Annotated in this window: 18 protein-coding genes and 1 riboswitch; of the genes, 11 read left to right on the forward strand and 7 right to left on the reverse strand. The window is 52.5% G+C overall.

The window, feature by feature from the left end:
• The first annotated feature begins 8 nt into the window (after window positions 1-8).
• The 4 genes from AB6B37_RS09875 to AB6B37_RS09890 all read left to right on the forward strand — a co-directional run bounded on the left by AB6B37_RS09875 (window position 9) and on the right by AB6B37_RS09890 (window position 4,388).
• Window positions 9-980 carry an alpha/beta hydrolase gene (locus AB6B37_RS09875; RefSeq protein WP_371395607.1) on the forward strand — a complete coding sequence of 324 codons (972 nt, stop codon included), beginning with the start codon at window positions 9-11 and terminating at the stop codon, window positions 978-980.
• Window positions 981-1,005: 25 nt separating this feature from the next.
• Complete coding sequence (locus AB6B37_RS09880; RefSeq protein WP_371395608.1) at window positions 1,006-1,641, forward strand: glutathione S-transferase family protein; 636 nt, start codon at window positions 1,006-1,008, stop codon at window positions 1,639-1,641.
• Window positions 1,642-1,652: 11 nt separating this feature from the next.
• Entirely contained in the window at window positions 1,653-3,008 is a 1,356-nt protein-coding gene (locus AB6B37_RS09885) for a protein adenylyltransferase SelO family protein (protein WP_371395609.1), read from the forward strand.
• Window positions 3,009-3,128: 120 nt separating this feature from the next.
• Entirely contained in the window at window positions 3,129-4,388 is a 1,260-nt protein-coding gene (locus AB6B37_RS09890) for an MFS transporter (RefSeq protein ID WP_371395610.1), read from the forward strand.
• Window positions 4,389-4,399: 11 nt separating this feature from the next.
• Here the strand turns inward: AB6B37_RS09890 and AB6B37_RS09895 are convergent, their stop codons facing one another.
• Complete coding sequence (locus AB6B37_RS09895) at window positions 4,400-4,984, reverse strand: DUF2799 domain-containing protein (protein ID WP_371395611.1); 585 nt, start codon at window positions 4,982-4,984, stop codon at window positions 4,400-4,402.
• Window positions 4,985-5,122: 138 nt separating this feature from the next.
• Between AB6B37_RS09895 and AB6B37_RS09900 the strand changes: the two genes are divergently transcribed.
• The 3 genes from AB6B37_RS09900 to AB6B37_RS09910 all read left to right on the forward strand — a co-directional run bounded on the left by AB6B37_RS09900 (window position 5,123) and on the right by AB6B37_RS09910 (window position 8,268).
• Window positions 5,123-6,133 carry a patatin-like phospholipase family protein gene (locus tag AB6B37_RS09900; RefSeq protein ID WP_371395612.1) on the forward strand — a complete coding sequence of 337 codons (1,011 nt, stop codon included), beginning with the start codon at window positions 5,123-5,125 and terminating at the stop codon, window positions 6,131-6,133.
• 109 nt (window positions 6,134-6,242) lie between these two features.
• The gene (locus AB6B37_RS09905; protein ID WP_371395613.1) at window positions 6,243-7,667 is read left to right on the forward strand and encodes a hypothetical protein; all 1,425 of its coding nucleotides are present in this window, start codon (window positions 6,243-6,245) and stop codon (window positions 7,665-7,667) included.
• Complete coding sequence (locus AB6B37_RS09910) at window positions 7,660-8,268, forward strand: hypothetical protein (protein WP_371395614.1); 609 nt, start codon at window positions 7,660-7,662, stop codon at window positions 8,266-8,268. Before AB6B37_RS09905 ends, AB6B37_RS09910 begins: the two co-directional genes overlap by 8 nt.
• Here the strand turns inward: AB6B37_RS09910 and AB6B37_RS09915 are convergent.
• Window positions 8,196-8,864, reverse strand: coding sequence for a rhomboid family intramembrane serine protease (locus AB6B37_RS09915; RefSeq protein ID WP_371395615.1), 669 nt, complete (start codon window positions 8,862-8,864; stop codon window positions 8,196-8,198). The genes AB6B37_RS09910 and AB6B37_RS09915 overlap by 73 nt on opposite strands.
• Window positions 8,865-8,983: 119 nt before the next feature.
• Between AB6B37_RS09915 and AB6B37_RS09920 the strand changes: the two genes are divergently transcribed.
• Window positions 8,984-9,583 carry a GYF domain-containing protein gene (locus tag AB6B37_RS09920; RefSeq protein WP_371395616.1) on the forward strand — a complete coding sequence of 200 codons (600 nt, stop codon included), beginning with the start codon at window positions 8,984-8,986 and terminating at the stop codon, window positions 9,581-9,583.
• Window positions 9,584-9,624: 41 nt separating this feature from the next.
• Here the strand turns inward: AB6B37_RS09920 and AB6B37_RS09925 are convergent, their stop codons facing one another.
• Window positions 9,625-9,921 (reverse strand): DUF1330 domain-containing protein, encoded by a 297-nt coding sequence (locus AB6B37_RS09925; RefSeq protein WP_371395617.1) that lies wholly within the window; start codon window positions 9,919-9,921, stop codon window positions 9,625-9,627.
• 71 nt (window positions 9,922-9,992) lie between these two features.
• On the opposite strand from AB6B37_RS09925, the gene AB6B37_RS09930 reads away from it, so the two are divergent.
• Both AB6B37_RS09930 and AB6B37_RS09935 read left to right on the forward strand, forming a co-directional pair.
• Entirely contained in the window at window positions 9,993-10,988 is a 996-nt protein-coding gene (locus AB6B37_RS09930) for an LLM class flavin-dependent oxidoreductase (protein WP_371395618.1), read from the forward strand.
• Between the two features lie 198 nt (window positions 10,989-11,186).
• Window positions 11,187-12,842, forward strand: a complete 1,656-nt coding sequence (locus AB6B37_RS09935; RefSeq protein ID WP_371395619.1) for a hypothetical protein — start codon at window positions 11,187-11,189, stop codon at window positions 12,840-12,842.
• A 34-nt stretch (window positions 12,843-12,876) separates the two neighbouring features.
• Here the strand turns inward: AB6B37_RS09935 and thiC are convergent, their stop codons facing one another.
• The 4 genes from thiC to AB6B37_RS09955 form a co-directional block, all read right to left on the reverse strand.
• A complete protein-coding gene (thiC, locus tag AB6B37_RS09940) occupies window positions 12,877-14,811 on the reverse strand; it encodes a phosphomethylpyrimidine synthase ThiC (RefSeq protein WP_371395620.1) in 1,935 nt (644 codons plus the stop codon).
• Between the two features lie 29 nt (window positions 14,812-14,840).
• Complete coding sequence (locus tag AB6B37_RS09945; protein ID WP_371395621.1) at window positions 14,841-15,407, reverse strand: hypothetical protein; 567 nt, start codon at window positions 15,405-15,407, stop codon at window positions 14,841-14,843.
• A riboswitch (TPP riboswitch) is annotated at window positions 15,402-15,497 on the reverse strand. It overlaps the preceding gene by 6 nt.
• Window positions 15,498-15,630: 133 nt before the next feature.
• Window positions 15,631-16,278, reverse strand: coding sequence for a hypothetical protein (locus tag AB6B37_RS09950; RefSeq protein WP_371395622.1), 648 nt, complete (start codon window positions 16,276-16,278; stop codon window positions 15,631-15,633).
• Window positions 16,279-16,375: 97 nt separating this feature from the next.
• A complete protein-coding gene (locus AB6B37_RS09955; RefSeq protein ID WP_371395623.1) occupies window positions 16,376-16,963 on the reverse strand; it encodes an NAD(P)H-dependent oxidoreductase in 588 nt (195 codons plus the stop codon).
• A 159-nt stretch (window positions 16,964-17,122) separates the two neighbouring features.
• Here AB6B37_RS09955 and AB6B37_RS09960 point away from each other — a divergent pair, with 159 nt between their 5' ends.
• A complete protein-coding gene (locus AB6B37_RS09960; protein WP_371395624.1) occupies window positions 17,123-17,851 on the forward strand; it encodes an SDR family NAD(P)-dependent oxidoreductase in 729 nt (242 codons plus the stop codon).
• Window positions 17,852-17,874: the final 23 nt, after the last annotated feature.

Genomic DNA, 17,874 nt, shown 5'->3' on the forward strand with positions numbered 1-17,874 from the left:
GACCCGTTATGAAATCACCCCGCGATTTTATTCCCGAAATCAACATGCAGCCGGCAAAAGAATTTATGTCTGCCATGCGTGAGCAAGTCGAGCGCATGAAACCGACACCCGATTCGATTTACGCCATCCACAATTCTATGCGGCGCATGACCAATCAATTTGATACGCCCGGTCCAGAGATGCGCGATGTGCAAGATTTCAACGTGCCGCGCACAGACTTTCCCGTGCCCGTGCGTCTTTATACCCCGCATCAGGCCAGCGACGGCCCAGGCCCAACGCTGATTTACTTACACGGCGGCGGCTTTGTCACCTGTTCCATCGAGAGCCATGAAGGGCTCTGCAAACGGCTGGCCAGTGGCTCTGGAATGCGGGTGTTATCGGTTGATTACCGCCTTGCGCCGCAATTCCCATATCCCGCTGGGCCCGATGATTGCGAGGCCGTTTTAAAATGGGCACTGCAAGGATATGGCCAAGATGATTACAACATTGACCGCGCGCAGATTGCCTTAGGAGGCGACAGTGCAGGCGGCAATATGACGGCCTATTTATGCCAGAAATATCGGGACCAGATTAAAGCGCAAATCCTGTTTTACCCGCTAATGCAGCTTGTTGATTTCAAACCACCAAAGCCAGGGCCGCAGGATTGGTTGCAACTGGGTTTCATGGCGCTAAAATTCATTGACGAGCATTACACGCACGGCGCCGATACCCAAGACACGCGGCTATCGCCGTTATTTGAAAAAGATTTGACCGGCATACCACCGACTTATGTGCTGACTTGCGGGCTTGATCCGCTACGCGATGAAGGCAAGCTTTACGCTGATAATCTGTCGGCCCATGGCGTAAAAGTCGTCTATGTTTATGAAAAGATGCTGCCGCACGGCTTTTTAAACTTCGCGCGCGCCTTTCCAAAGGGCCGTAAAATACCGCTTGATGCCGCTGATTTTCTCCGCGACACATTGCGCGCCTCTGCCGCTTAACCGCCTCTTTGCTCTAGGACCCCTTATGTTGACACTTTATACGAACCCCTTCTCCACGCCTGCTCTGGCGACCTTGCTGACGGCTTTTTCGACAGAGACAAAATTTGATAATATCGTCGTTGATTTATTAAAACAGCAGCAGCGCATGCCAGACTTTTTAGCCGTTAATCCGCACGGCAAAGTGCCCGCGCTAAAAGACGGCGATTTCACCTTATCAGAATCAACGACCATCATGCGCTACATCGCGCGGAAGGCGAAATCAGACCTCTACCCTACTGATATCAAAGACGCCGCCCTTGTTGATCAATGGATGGATTTTATCGCCCATCATATTCGCACACCGTTTTCCCATGTTCAATTTGGCCGTATGTTCGCGCCCATGTTTGGACAAAAGCCAAATGAAGCGGCCATTCAAAACGGGCTCAACCAATTACAAAATAATCTGCCCTTTATCGAGGACCGCTTGGAAAAACAAAAATATGTTTGCGGTGACACATTGACATTGGCCGATATTTTGCTGGTCGCCTCGCTCGACCCGCGTGACGCGATAAAGCTCGACCTCTCGCTTTTTCCCGCAACAACGGGCATGCTTAAGACTGCGCAACAATCGGATTGGTACAAAGCAACCCACGCCCATTTGACCAAAGATACAGAGGCATAATCACCATAGCCGTGACCCAATCCTATAATGCTGACCCAGCGATTTTAAATCTGGGCGATGAATTTTTCGACCCTGTAACAGCGGCGGATTTTCCAAAAACCATATTGCGGTTTCGCGATGATGTTGTCGCCAGCGATATTGGCCTTAGCGGATTAAGCGAGGCCGACTGGATAGGCCATTTCGGACGGTTTGACCCCCTGCCCGACAATTTACCAGAGCCTTTGGCCCTGCGGTATCACGGGCATCAATTTCAAAATTATAATGCCGACCTTGGCGATGGGCGCGGGTTTTTATTCGCGCAATTACGCGATGGGCAAAACCGCCTTTTGGATTTAGGTACGAAAGGTTCTGGTCAGACGCCCTATTCGCGTCGGGGTGACGGACGGCTGACATTATTGGGCGGGGTGCGCGAAGCCCTCGCCACGCGGTATCTTGAACATTTGGGCGTGCCGACATCGCGCACATTATCGTTGATTGAAACGGGCGAGGATTTAACCCGCCATGATGAACCGTCCCCGACCCGCTCTGCGGTGATGGTGCGTTTGCAACATAGCCATATCCGCTTTGGCACGTTTCAGCGCCAAGCTTTTTTCGAGGCACGTGATAATTTAAGCGCGCTTGTCGATTATTGCATTACGCATTTTTATCCCAACGCTGTGGGCGCGGACGGATTGTTGGCCGCTGCCGCTAAATCCTCTGCCAATATGGTCGCCAGTTGGATGGCTGGCGGCTTTGTTCACGGGGTGATGAATACTGACAATATGAATATTACGGGCGAGAGCTTTGACTACGGTCCTTACCGGTTCCTGCCAACGCTTCAGTCCAGCTATACGGCCGCTTACTTTGATCACAACCGCCTTTATGCTTTCGCGCGCCAGCCAGAGATAATGTATTGGAACCTCGCGCAACTCGCGCAAAGCTTATCGCTTATATGCGATGACAAGGCGCTACTGGCCGCGCTAGAGGTTTATGCCCCTGCCTACCGCGATGCCTTGCGGGGTCATATGTTTCGGCGCTTGTCGATCGCGCCAACAGACATCGATACCGACATCGACTTTGTTATGCAGACGTTCAAATGGCTGGAAGACAGCCAAGCCCCATGGCCGCAATTTTGGCATGATTTTAACGGCGGCGCAGCGCGCGAATTGACCGCGAAAGCTTCCCCTAACAAAGCTCATTATCAAGGCGAGGCCTTTGAGGCTTGGTTCAAAACCCTGTCCCGCTATACGCCCACATCAGACGGCCCAAAAACAGATGTCCCGCCCAGCCTATTATATGACGAGATTGGCGAACTTTGGGCGCCAATTGATGCCGATGACGACTGGTCAGCCTTTGAGGCGAAAATCGCGAGTTTCACCCGCGATTAAGCTGTCACAATGACTGGCTGGACGGCATGTTTTAGACTTGCCAAGACTGGGTATGTGGGCCTATGCACCGCAAAATTTTAAGCCTTCACGGAGCGTTCCGCGTTGGCACAGGAGCGGGCCATGAGAGCCGTTTTATCATCCGTAGGCGCGTTACTTGTCTCTGCCGCTATATTACTCGCGGGCGGCGGCCTGCTATCGACTCTTATTGCTGTGCGAGCCGAGATTGAAGGCTTTCCGCTTTTTGCGATCGGCCTGATATCGTCCTTTTACTTTGCGGGCTTTATCGTCGGTTGTGTCTACACGCCGCGACTGGTGAAAAATGTCGGCCATGTGCGGGTCTTTGCGGCGCTATCATCCCTTATCGGGGCCTGTGTTTTGGCCCATGTTTTATTTATTCATGTGCCGGTCTGGATTGTCTTGCGCTTTGCTACGGGCTTTGGGTTCGCGGGGCTTTATATCCTGATCGAAAGCTGGATAAATGAGCAAGCCCCGAATGAGCAGCGCGGTCAAATATTATCCATTTACCGCATGGTTGACTTGGCCGCCGTTACGGCAGGGCAATTTATGCTGACGCTTTATGATCCCAGCGATTTTGCGCTGTTTTCTGTTGTCGCGATTTGCGTTTGTCTTGCTATTTTTCCAATTTCATTATCAACATCCAAGGCCCCCATCGCGGTCACCAATACGTCGCTTAATCTAAAAAAGCTTATCCGCACATCACCGCTTGCCGTGATGGGCTGTTTTGCGGTCGGGCTGGCCAATGGTAGTTTTTGGGGCATGGCCCCCGTATTTGTGCAAATGCTCGGCCATCCCATTGTCATGGTCTCTATTTTCATGAGCGTCGTGATTGCGTGCGGGGCGGTGTTGCAATGGCCTGTGGGGTTTTTATCCGATAACTTTGGCCGCCGTGAAATCCTCATTGCTATGTCAATCGGGGCCTGTGCGGGCGGTGTGTTTCTCTATCTCTTCGCGCCCCTCTCCGCCAATGTTATGTTGCTTGGCGGGGTCTTTTACGGGGTCTTTGCCATGCAGGTTTACGGCCTATCAGCGGCCCATGCCAATGACCGTGCAGAACCCGATGAATTTGTCGCCATTAGCGGCGGATTGCTTTTGATTTACGGCATTGGTTCGGTTATTGGGCCGTCCATCGCCCCGATCATCATGTCCGCTTTCGGGCCGTCTGCCATGTTTGCATTCACCGCCTGTGTCCATGCGTTGCTGGCTGTCTATGCCGTCTTCCGCGTCACGCAGCGCGCTGCGCCCGATGAAAGCGCGGATTACGTAACCATGCCACGGCCGCGGTCTATGGCGCTTATCCTGCGTACAGATCCGCGTAATATCATCAAGCGAAAGCGTAAGCCGAAAACACCCAAATTATAGCCCTTAGTATCCTAGTCGAAATTATAGCGCGGTAGATCATGCAGCCGCTCGAAAGCCCGCAGATCAATGCGTCTATCATCGATATCATCTTTAAACCGCCGCAGCTTTTTACGCAGACGCTTTCTATCCTCTGGCAGCAGCTCCTCTGTCTCTAACCGCCCGCGAATGCCCGCAATATCATCGATACGTGATGTGACGCGATTAATCAGCGCGCTATGCTCTTGGACTATGGCGTAAACCGCGCGACCCGCATCATAGCCGGGTGCAAAGTCCACAGCCAAATCACCCGCGCAGACTTGGTTATAGCGCGACCCCGCCTCACCCAGCGCAAAGCCGCGTTCATAGGTGCAATAGGTCGGAAGGCCGGCGTTAAAGCCCGTGATATACTCCTGCGTATTCAGGCTAATCCCGTATTTAGAACATCTGTCGGCATAGCTGGCGACTTTGTCACGACGCACACCGCGCGTGCCGTCCTTATAGCCTAACGCGTCCCAATTACCCGCTTGGCAGGTGTCTTTTGATATGCTCGCACATCCGCTTAGGGCTGTGCTGCCCATCAACGCTAGACCTAGCCCTGCTAATAATAAAACTCTCATATACGCCTCCATTTATAACAGTGTGATAGCGCACAGCATTTGAACCAAGGCTGATAGCGATGTTCATTTTGCGTTTAAGAAAAGCCCCGCACAAAGAATGTCCTTGAGCAATGGCGCGAGCGCGCTTAGAGCTAATTCATGCGTTTACAAAGCCCCTCATCATCACAGCATACTGGCAAGAGCCCGCCGCTGGGTATTGCGCTGGGTGGGGGTGTCGCGCGCGGTTGGGCCCATATCGGAGCTCTGCGTGCATTACTAGAGGCTGGGATTCGCCCCGACATTGTCACAGGCACATCAATTGGGGCTGTCGTCGGCGCCGCTTATTTGTCTGGTAAGCTTGACGTCCTTGAGGATTGGGCAAGAGGGCTGAACCGCCGCCGCATGATGAGCTATATGGATGTGCGCTGGGGTGGATCAGGATTTATGCGCGGCGAGCGCCTCGCCCGTGTATTGAACCATTACCTCGGCGATGTTCATATCGAAGATTTGGACCGCAAGTTTATCGCCGTGGCCTGCGACTTACGTACAGGCTATGAAGTTTGGTTACAAAAAGGCCCGATTGTGCCCGCCATTCGCGCGTCATATGCCCTACCCGGCGCGTTCGAGCCGATAGAAATTGACGGCCGCCATATGATTGACGGTGCGCTCGTAAATCCTGTGCCTGTATCGGCCGCCCGTGCGCTTGGCGCGCATATGGTCATCGCGGTTAGCCTGAACGGTGATGCCTTTGGCCCTATCGGTAGCTCTCACGAGCTGGAATTTGATACCGAAGCGGTGAATGAGGACGGCCCGGGCATCGACCCGTTTGAGTTGGCCAGTCAGTCCTTGAATAAACTACGCCCTGACAGATTGCTTTTAAAATCAATGATGGGCAACACCAAACCCGGTAGCAGCCCGAAAATTGGCTCTGTGATGATGGGGACCCTCAACATCGTTATGGACCGGATTTCACGGTCACGCCTTGCGGGCGACCCGCCAGATGTATTCATCGCACCCCGTATTGGCCATATCGGCATGTTAGAATTTACCAAAGCCGAAGAATTGATTGAACGCGGCTACCGCGCAATGCAGCATGAAATCCCGCTCATCAAATCCGTGATTGATGTGTTGTCGCAACTGCCCAGCGGCACGAATGAAGACGACGACTAAGTGAACGCAACCTAGGCTCACATCCCTCTTGCATGTTAAGTAGCCCCAGGCTTTCCCCTGTTGGGTGCAAAGCATGTAAAGCCCGCCTCAGTCCCGCTAAAAGAGGGGAATGAGTCGGGCACATAAACACAGACCAATCGTCGCTAATGATAATGATCCAACGCATATTCGCCCACGCGGTGATGCGGTTGGATTTAATCATATGTTGCGCGAACGCCAAACGCTGCGCCGTGATTTCGAGACCCGCCACGACAAACCCTTGGATTTAAAAGTGCCGCTTAGCGGTCGCGGGGACTGGGGCACAAAATTGGGTTCAGTGTGTCTGCTCGCCTCTATTGTTGCCGTATTATTTGCGCTGATTACGCCGCAAGCGGCGGGCACGCGCTTAATTGCACTTGCGGCTTTGGCCTGGACAGGGCTTTGGATGACTTACCTTAGCACCAATATCGGGCGCCCACGCTTTGCCGCGCTATCGACACTACTGGCGACGTTAGGCGGGCTGGGTATTTGGGTTGTGGCATCTACACAATTAGGATTGCCGCTATCCGCGCCTGACGGGGCAGCGGTATTTGCAGCGACTATGGCGGTTATAGCTCTGTGTCTACGCTCCCCTATGGCGCTTTTAATTAGCACATGCGCGGGCTTTATGTGGTTGGTTGGCTTTACGCAAATCGATAGTATCAACGTCGTGCCGTTATGGGGTCTGCCCATATTGGCCGTGGTTCAAATGATTATCGCCGCACGGTATAAATCAGGCTTAAGCGCAATGATGGCGCTACTGTCGGCTTATGGTTGGCTTGGCTTTATGATGATGAGTTTACACGAAACGGGTGATTTATCCGCCCTGCATATTGCGGGCATTGCGGCGCTTACAGGATTTGCCAATTACCGCTTTGGCAAAGCCGCTGGCGATAGCGATATGCCGTTTGCCGCCTTACATGTTGGCGTGGGCTGGACCGCCGCGTTGATAGGCGGCTTAGCACTGCAACATTACTGGTCAGGCGCGCAGCATCCATTGTGGACAGACCCGCGCGTTCGCCCAGCGGGCTTATTCGGATGGACGATTGCGTGTTATTCACTTCTGGGACTTATCGTTGTGGGAACCGCTATGCGCTGGTTTGGCGGGCGGGGATCTGCGATTGGTACGTTGGCCGTCTGCGCGGTGGCCGCAGCCATCATACCGCTGAGCGGACATACAGACATGCTTGACCCGATTATGCAATCACGGCTTGGTCTGCCCGCGATTCCGACCCTGTCTTTTGTTATCGCAGGAATTATCACGGCCAGTGCAATCGCCATGACAGTCAATGGTGCGCGACGCAGGATCTGGGCGCTGACGCTGATAGGCTTGGCAGCCTTAGGCGCGCAGCTTTTCTTGCTGTCAGATACTCAGATTTGGAATATGGACACGATGGTCGTTTACGGTCTTAGCACGGTTGTCAGCCTGTGTTTTGCGGCGCTGCTAGCATCGGAAAGCACGCATCCAGCACGCGCACAACCCTATCAATACGCACCGCAATATCGTCATGGTTAGCGCGCAGGATAAACAGGGCCTAAAGTCTCCGGGCACGCGCGCGCCAATTGCGCGTCTTATTCTGGCGGGCCTTGTGCTGACAGGTATTCCAATCTTGTCGGTCTTGACCCATCTGCGTAGTGCGCCCGATGATCACGTCTTAATCGTGCCTGCCACGATTACCCCAGCCGTCCTTGGCCCGCGCCTGACGCTTGGCATTAATACTGTCGATATCAACGCGCTTGCGGGTGATGACCGCTTCAAGGTCGGCGATGTCGCCTATGTCCATACCGCCGTTGACGGAACAGAATTGCTTTACCCCTTTGCGATTAGCCAAGCCCGCGCAGGCGGCCAAGACGGCACCGTCAGCTTTCGCGGAATTGTGACCCGCGTGGACGACAACCAAGTCAGCCTTGATTATCAATTTGAAGACCTCGCCAGCCGCAGTCCAAATGCGCGAGACGGCGACGACGTCAAAGCCGAAATATCGGTCAACGCACGCTCTGTTGCGCGCTTAAAAGCGATTATCATTGACGGGACACGGACGCCCTATGACCTGATGGAAAAACCCGTACTATTTGGGCGCACCATAAACGGTGCCAAAAGCGCGCCTGCAATGTAGCCGCCCAAATGCGAGGCCCAGGCGATGCCGCCGCCGCCCGTCATTAATTCGCCCGCAAATATCATCACGATGTTAATCACGAGCCAAGCGAAGCCAAATTGCAGCATTTTTTTCTGTCCCCCCATCGCCCATGCCGCCGTCGCGAATAAGCCAGAGACCCCGCCGGACGCGCCCAGCGCTGTGCCGCGTATATCGCCCGCCCACCACTGGAACCATTGCGCCAGCCCGCCCATGATGACGGCAAATAGAAAGATAAACATAAACTCTTTCGTGCCTGATGTAGCCCGCCCGCGCGATGTGGCATACATCTTAATACCCTGAATGGTCGCAACGCCAAAGACCACCAACATCCCGACGTTCATCAAGACATGTGTCCAAGACCCATGCAAAAATCCGTGGCCAATGAGGCTGGTCAGCAAGTCGACCGTGCCTTGGCCGGGCAAATTCAGAGATTTCAGCAAAAACCAACGCGCGGCGAAACTCTCAATAAAGGCGGGGCCATATAAAATGGCCACATGCACGGCAATAAATAACCCGCCCAGATAAAGCGGCAGGGGTTCTTTGATATTAAAAATCGGTTCGCGGTATTGTGACATAGCCCTCACTAACACAAAGAGCGCGAAATCATAGGCTCTGCGGCGATGCGCCTCTATTTTTTCTAGCACCGCTTTGCAAATATGGTATGGGAGCATGCTGGGCGTGATTGGGGAAGACGATGCAACAGACGCAAAATCATTGGTATGTACAAGTGAGCGGCCAAAGCTACGGCCCTTATAGTGTTGAGCAAATGCGCGGCTTCATCAATGAAGGCCGCGTGATTGCGGGGTCCCTTATCAGCCAAGACGCCGTGCAGGGCTTTGCTATGGCGGCGGCTTTCCCGACATTTGCACCGCTGCTCGCCCCCAAAGCGGCCCCGTTACAACCTGCCGCACAAGCAACACCGCAACCCAGCCCGCAGCCACAAAATCAGCCGCTAGAGTTAGGACGTGAGGCGCAAGTCAGCCCGCAAAATAATACGCCGCAAGCCGAGCCCAAAGCCGTCACCGTCTTTCTTATCATGGCGGAAATCCGATCTGATCAAGCCATGCCATTCCTCCAAGCGCTCCAAGCCTATGGCACGGCGCAACGTATTGGCGACACGGTTTGGCTTTTGCGCTCTGATGTGCCGCTATCGGCGCTGCACGGTGCGCTATCGGCGAGCCTCACCCGCCAAGACCGCTTGTTCATCCTCGACAGCTTTGCCAATAAAACCGCCTGGAGCAATATCGGGGCGGATATGGATGTCAGAATACGGGAGATGTGGGGCGTGGCCTGACCGCAATTGATTTTATCAATCGCCAGCGATTTCGGACATCCCTACCCCGCCGTAAACCGATCAAACTTCACCGCCGATAAGGTCGAGGCTTTATTACGGTGAACCGCTGCCGCGTTGTAATCTTCCAGCGCAAAGAAATGCGCCATATGGGCGTCATCGCGAAACTCTAGCAGCACCACTTTGTCGCCTTTCATATTCGGCGTTATCGCCACGGGGGCCGTGTCATTGGCCAGTATCTTGACGCCTTCGCGCATAAAAATCGGCGTCGCAAGCTCAACGTAACGCGCATAACCCGCTTGGTCATGAATAGTAAAATGCGCGAGGACAAATGTAGACATGGTGGTCTCCTAAATAATTTTAGGATGTTCTATAGATTGATTTGCCCCGCCTGTCCTGTCATTCTGCGCATGTGAATATTCCGATCTCCATTCTTGATTTGGCCCGCGTGACGGAGGGCAGCACAATCGCGGATAGCTTTGCGGATTGCGTGTCCACAGCGCAGGCGGCGGAGCGGTTGGGCTATAACCGTGTCTGGTATGCCGAGCATCATAATATGGCGAGTGTCGCAAGCTCTGCGACCTCTGTGCTGATTGCCCATATCGCAGCGCAGACGAAAACGATTCGGCTCGGCTCTGGCGGGGTGATGCTACCCAATCACAGCCCGCTGACCATTGCCGAGCAATTTGGCACGCTGGCCACGCTGCATCCGGGGCGTATCGATTTGGGGCTGGGCCGTGCGCCGGGCGGCGACAGAAACGTCATTCGCGCGCTTCGTAAAGACGCGGGCGCAGCGGCGCAGCGTTTCCCCAATGATGTGGTCGAGCTAATGTCCCTGCTCGCGAAACCTGAAAACGCAGCGGTCGATGTGGGTGTGCGGGCAATCCCCGGCGAAGGCACGGAAGTCCCTGTCTGGATACTCGGCAGCAGCCTGTTCGGCGCGCAGCTCGCCGCCCATTTGGGATTACCTTACGCCTTTGCGTCCCACTTCGCCCCGCAAATGCTACGCGAGGCAGCAGAGACCTATCGCCGTGATTTTCAGCCTTCGCAATATCTCGATAAACCCTATTTCATGATGGCCTGCAACGTGGTCGCCGCCGACACAGAGTTCGAGGCGAAATTCCACTTCACCACCCTGCTCCAAGCCTTCATCGGTATCATCACCAACACACGCGGATTAATCCCCGCCCCCGTCGAAGGGTTCCAAGTCCCGCCCGAGCTTCGCCCCCACGTCGAGGCCATGCTCGCCTGCAGCGCCGTCGGCACAGGTGAGCAAGTCGCGGAGCAAATGGACGCGTTTAAGCGCGAGCTAAAGCCCGATGAGATGATACTCAGCATGCCGTTTTATGATCAAGCGGCACGGGTTAGGAGTATGGAAATGGTGGCGGAGCTCAATGGCTTGACTTAGGTCCTATATATCCAAGCCAAGGTGATTTCTGTTCGTCCACAGAAGACCCAAGCCCAAAGGCTCCTCACCAACAGCTGACGAAGCGGTCTGTTCACGTGAGGCGCTTAAGTAAAATAGGCTAGTTTTCATAAGCGGGGATATAATTCTGCGTGCTAAAAATCATGGACATTACGAGGCAATTTAAAGTAGAAGCAAATAATGACAAATAAAGAAGATTATAACGAACGTGTTCGTCAAAGAATTCAAATAATGAACGAGCACATCGCAGATAATGGCCTGAATGTCGCTCCTCATTTAATTGACAAAGTTAAGTCTCAACTAAAAGCAATCGAATACGACGAAAAAGGTTTTGCAATTGTCGAGACAGTAGACCCAAGTATACGAGCTATGGCAATGGCTTTTGAATACGTGGACTACAGAAAGAAGTCCAAAGATTCTATTAGTCTGCAAGAAGTGCAACATGCTTATTTTGAAAACTTATCCAATTGTTTTGGCGAGTTATTTCAGGATATGAAAAAATACGAATTGACGCCAGATCAATTTGCTTATGGGTATGTCCAAGACAATAAGGCTGTGGAAAGCCTATATCCGCAAATACAGAATTTCTTAGATTTTATTCAAGAGTTCTGGGTTTCAGCAAGTGAAGTTTGTTCGTTCCATGTTCAAGACTTGAAAGCTTTAAAAGGGGTTTTCGGGGGAGATTTATTTCCTAGGGCAGATGAAAACATTGCCTCTACGACTGGTCTGTATTTGGATACACTTGTAGTTCAATGTCCATTCATTCAAAGCAAGTATATAATTGAGAAGAGCACTCCGACTGAGGCATGCCGATACTTTGTAAAACATGGATTAAACGTACTCCAGTACAAAGAGCTAGCACTAGCAGACTTAGAAACCCCAATAATAGTAATACTCCCTCACGGAATGCATATCGATGAAAACCACTCGGAGTTTTTACATTCGCTCGCTAAAAAAGACGGGCTCATTCATGCTTCTAAAATATTTGGACATAAATTCGATTCTATTGAAGAACTTTCAGAGTTTGTTTCAAAGCTAGATACAATAGATAAAGTGGTATCAAAAATTGTTGATAGGTCTCGATTGGTATTCGACACAGAATGGGATTACCCAATCGAAGAGCAAATTTTAAAATCAACGGAAACCCAATCTCAGTTTCTAAAATTACCTCATGTGGGTCACCACATGCTAGGTCACTGCATAGGCAGAATGTATCAAGCAACAGATGTTATGCTTAAAAGTCGTTTTTTTCAGGGCGTCCCCTTAATTCAAGCACCAACTTCTTGGCAACATCTAAAATGGAAGCTTGAGTACAATGACGAGCAGTCGCAACAGAACTTGGCCAACATGCAGATAATTCAAGGATTGCAACGGCTACAAAAACACGAAATGCAATGGCTAGGTAATATCCCACCAAGCGCGTTAATCGAAATTAGAAGGGAGGGTGCAATTGATGAAATCCGTTCAATTATATCAAATGGAATTGAGGAAATTTCACTTGCTAACCCAGATAATTTTCACCGCTCTGCAGATAAAGTTTACGACAACATCAATGCTGCGTTCGAACAACATTCCGAAAACATAAAAAAATTAAAAGCCAAGAAAATGAAATTCTTGGGCTTTGATGTTGGTAGTTGGTTGGTAACTGGAGGAGTTGAAATCGCAGCGATAGCTAGCGGGTTGCCCCTTTTCGGGTTTGGAGGAATCGCACTCAATCAAGCTATCGATCCACCAAAATTAAAGCACCTACCAAAACACTTTCGAGAAATAAAAAATGCCGAAGCGGAAATAAAAAAAGCACCGATTGGTCTGTTTTTTAATGCATCAAAAAGATAGCCCAACTACTACTTTCTATTCAATCGCCCCTCACTTACTCCCCAGCTTTCAAATAAATCTGCCCACCAAGCTCCTTAAACTTCGCTGACATTTCGTCCATGCCCTCTTTTATTTCCCGGTCGGTCGCTGGCGCTCCCTCCTCGCCTCTTGTTTGCGCATCCGCAGGATAGAGCGCCGCTTTTTCATTATCGCTCAAGCCATCCGCATATTCCCTCACCTCCCGCGTAATCTCCATGCTGCAGAACTTCGGGCCGCACATGGAACAGAAATGCGCGGTTTTGTGCGCGTCTTTGGGCAAGGTTTGGTCGTGGAAGTCTTTGGCGGTTTCGGGGTCTAGGGCGAGGTTGAACTGGTCTTCCCAGCGGAACTCGAACCGAGCACGAGACAGCGCGTCGTCGCGGATTTGCGCGGCGGGGTGACCCTTGGCGAGGTCTGCGGCGTGGGCGGCGAGTTTATAGGTAATGACACCGACTTTCACGTCGTCGCGATCAGGCAAGCCGAGGTGTTCCTTGGGCGTCACGTAACATAACATCGATGTGCCGAACCAGCCAATCATCGCCGCGCCAATGCCGCTGGTGATATGGTCATAACCAGGGGCAATGTCGGTGGTTAATGGCCCGAGCGTGTAGAACGGCGCCTCGTGACATTCTTTTAGCTGCTTATCCATATTCACTTTAATCTTATGCATCGGTACATGACCGGGGCCTTCGATCATGACTTGGCAGCCGCGCGCCCACGCGATTTTTGTCAGCTCGCCTAGCGTTTCAAGCTCTGCAAATTGTGCGCGGTCATTGGCATCGGCCACCGCACCGGGGCGCAGGCCATCACCCAAGGAAAACGTCACGTCATAGCGGCGCATGATGTCGCAAATCTCGGGGAAGTTGGTGTAAAGGAACGACTCCTCGTGACGGGCCAGCATCCATTTCGCCATAATAGAGCCACCGCGCGAAACAATACCGCAGACACGGTTGGCCGTTAAGTGAATATAGGCGAGGCGCACGCCCGCATGGATGGTGAAATAATCAACGCCCTGCTCGCATTGCTCGATTAATGTATCGCGGTAAACCTCCCACGTTAGGTCTTCGGCCACGCCGTTGACCTTCTCTAGCGCTTGGTAAATCGGCACCGTCCCAATGGGCACAGGCGAGTTACGAATAATCCATTCGCGCGTATTGTGGATGTTACGGCCCGTGGACAAATCCATGACATTATCCGCGCCCCAACGCGTCGCCCAGACCATTTTATCGACTTCTTCCTCCACCGATGACGCCACCGCGGAGTTGCCGATATTGGCATTGATTTTCACAAGGAAATTACGGCCAATGATTTGCGGCTCTAGCTCTGGATGGTTGATATTGGCGGGGATAACCGCCCGACCGCGCGCGATTTCAGACCGCACAAATTCGGGCGTGACAAAGGCGGGGATCTCTGCGCCAAAGCTCTCGCCCGCAGCGACTTTTGCTTCTGCGCCGTCGACCATGGCTTTACGGCCCAAGTTTTCACGCTCGGCGACGTAAATCATTTCCTTGGTGATGATACCTGCTTTGGCAAATTCATATTGGGTAATGGGCGCATCCCCTACTCCGCGCAGGGGCTGGTTTTTAATCGGGAACTCACGGGCGAGGAACTTACCTTTTGCGCCGCCGTTATCTTCGGGCTTAATCTCGCGCCCGTCGTAAGCCTCGACACTATTTCCGTATTGGGCCGCACGCGCGAGCACCCACTCTGTGCGGGGACGGGCCAGGCCAGCCTCCACATCAATGGTGACAGACGGGTCGGAATACGGGCCGCTGGTGTCGTAAACGGGCACATCGGGCTCATTCGCACTTTCGTGCAAATGCACCAAACGGTGCGGCACGCGCAGTGTCGGGTCAGCGTCAGGGGCCGTGTACACTTTGGATGATGACGGCAAGGCACCTGTGGTGACAGTCGGCGTTTGAAAAGCAGATTGGTCGATGGGTTTATTCATGGTGCGGGTCCTTGAGTCTGGTTCGGTCTTTAAGTGTGAAGGCCGTTATTGGCGTGAAATTGATGTGTAGCAGTTTGAAAATTGGCGAGTCCGACGACGACAATATCCTGCCCTAATGACGGACTTTGAATGCGCAGCGCGGGGCCGCCATTTTCGAAATCAGTCTTTAGGCTAGTCACCTCAGAATTTGGGACAGATAGAATGTTTTGAGTGTCATTAAATGCGATCAACTGACGGTTTGTCATGACGAGGTTTTGATAAAGTCCATGAGACTGAAGCGTATGCGCCATTGCTGCCGGTGCCGGAAATTTATAAACATACCAATTAAGAAACCCAAGCAAGACAAGATTGTACACAGCGAGTGGCGCAACATCTCTCAATGCGGATTTCGTATCCGCATAGTCTTTAACAAGTAAGAAAAGACATATGATAAATATAGCGGCAGCAATTGGGCTTAACCATATATAGCGGCGTGAAGGACGTCTCTCATAAGCATCTGACAGTTTCACAGGCTTATCCGACACATGGGACCATAGCACGGTTTCATCCGTCGCCATATGCGCCTTCACGCTCTTTGGTATGGGGCCGTTGCCCATTGTTCTCTCCGTCCTTCGCGCCAGAATAACCTGGATCAAGTTCAAAGCGTGCTTCTCAGCCTGATCCAACAGGCGCCGCTCGGATAATACGTATTATTATGCCTATAGCCATGCGACTCGGCAAGGAGTTTTAGCCGCTGACAGACAAAACGGCTCCCATTTCTAATGAGTAGGGCCTAGGGGATAGGACCTAATGGGTAGCCGGGTCGGACGGCTCTATTGGCTAAACGGGTCTTCCGTCATATGTTCTAAAATGGTCGGTCACAGGCTGAATGAGATTACCCGACTTTTTTATTATCGCCTCATTTTCTGCCCTCAACTGCACCAAATTGACAGGCCCCGTCCATTCATTGATGGAATCAATACGGCAGCTTTTCAAGCCGCTATTCGTACGGGTCATAATGTTAATATACTGGCCTCGGCGATAGCGGCGATTTGGCTTCTCCATATTCAAAAGCACATATTTCGCGCGGCGCAGATTTTCTCGGCATCCCCGCGTTTTTATAATGTTTACACCTGTGTTCGCTGTGCCAATGATGATATTTTTAGGGTCGACAACAATGAAACTCTTGCCGCCTTGAAGCACTGCGAACTCTTGATCGCGCGTGACCCTAACCGTCTGATATTGAAGCGGCGGCTTGATAAGGTCATCATAAAAGACAATCTGCTTTAGGTCCTCCCCCTTATATTTTTTCAAAAGCCCTGGCTCAAGCATATAGTCATCCCAATTGGCGGGAATGTTGTCATAAACGCGCTGCGGCGGCTCTTCGAATGTGTTTTCCGCAGCGGTTGCAGGCGCGGAAACGGCAAAGGCTAGGAAAGATAGCGCCAATACGGCTCGCCCAAATTTTGTTGTTTGAAAACGGTTCATGCCAATAGTCCTTCCATCACTTACACAACAAATCATACCACGCGCATGACGTGCAAGCAAGCGAGCCGCCCGTTATGCGCTTAAAGCCGTAATAGCCTTACCGCCTGGCAGCCGCGCGGCCGCGTTTTCCGGCGGCCTCTATCCATTTTTGGATTTTGGCGTCGCTTGCCGTTTTGACTGTACCGACTTGCAGCGTTTTGACGGGCTTAATGCCAGCAAATTTCAAGATCGTATTGACGGCTTGGTTCTTGGCGGGGCGGCCATTGACGATTTGATCAAACCACGGCGGCGCGTCGGATGTCAGAATCACATCTGCGCTACGCCCGACCAGCAGTCTCTCCCAGAAAATCTTACCTTCGGGATAGGACATTGCAAAGCCAGGCAAAACGGCCCGGTCAATCACGCCTTTCATCTTGGCGGGCATGCCGCCCCACCAGACAGGATAAACCCAGCATAAGTGATCAGCCCACAGCACGTTTTCACGCCACTGCTCTAGGCAAGGCTCCAGCGTTTTGCGGGAGTGGTAGCCTTCGCGTAAATCAACGTCAAAATCCATATCGGATAGGGTCATGCGCCGCACCGTTGCCCCAGCCTGCGCTGCCGCCGCGTCATAAGCATCCGCCATAGCCAGCGATAGTGAACTTTCGCGCGGATGACCGACCCATGTAAATATTTTGCTGACCATTGCTGTCTCCCCTTTTTGGCGTCAATGGCAAAAGCTACCGCCGCGCCGCGCAGTGACACCCGACCAAATCTAGCCGTTATAAACAAGAGGCTATGATGCATATTGGCTATACAGTGATGATGTGGTTTATTGCGGGGGATCACTACGACAGGATTGTTTATGCCCCTTTTTAACACAGTCATTTTAATCACAGGCGCGTCGCGCGGTATCGGGCAAGCCTGCCGTGCGGTCTGCGAAGCCAAAGGGGCGAAGGTCATCCCCCATGCCAGCGGCCCGTCGGATAAAACAGATGATAACTTTATCTATGAGGACCTATCAAAGGCTGGCGCAGGCGCAAGGGTGTTTGCCTCGGCACTCGCCAAACACGGTCATATTGACGGCGTGATTAATAATGCTGGCGTCTATCTGCCCTCCCCGCTTGATAGTGAGGGTTGGGACGATGGCTGGGCCAAGACGATGGCTGTCAATGTGCATGCGCCCGCCGATATTTGCCGCGCCGCTGTCGCGCATTTTAGGGCCCGAGGGGATGATATCGGCACAGCCAAGCGCATTATCAACATTGCAAGTCGGGCGGGGCACCGCGGCGATGGGGTTGATCATGCAGCCTATGCCGCGTCCAAAGGGGCGGTGCTGGCGATGACAAAGACATGGGCGCGGGGGCTGTCCGGTGAAGGGATTGAGTTTTACGCCATTGCGCCTGGTTGGGTCGAAACGCGTATGGCCCCGCAAGACATAGAGAACCGCAAGCGCGCCGTCGCCGATATACCGCTCGGCCGTGTCGCCGCCCCCGAAGAAGTCGCCCATATGGCCGCCTTTCTTATGACGGGCGCCTGTCAGTCGGCAGTTGGCTCGACTGTCGATATTAACGGCGCAAGTTATGTGCGTTAGCGCCCATTAACTGTCACGGGCCC

The organism is Fretibacter rubidus (assembly GCF_041429785.1).
Taxonomy (GTDB): domain Bacteria; phylum Pseudomonadota; class Alphaproteobacteria; order Caulobacterales; family Maricaulaceae; genus Fretibacter; species Fretibacter rubidus.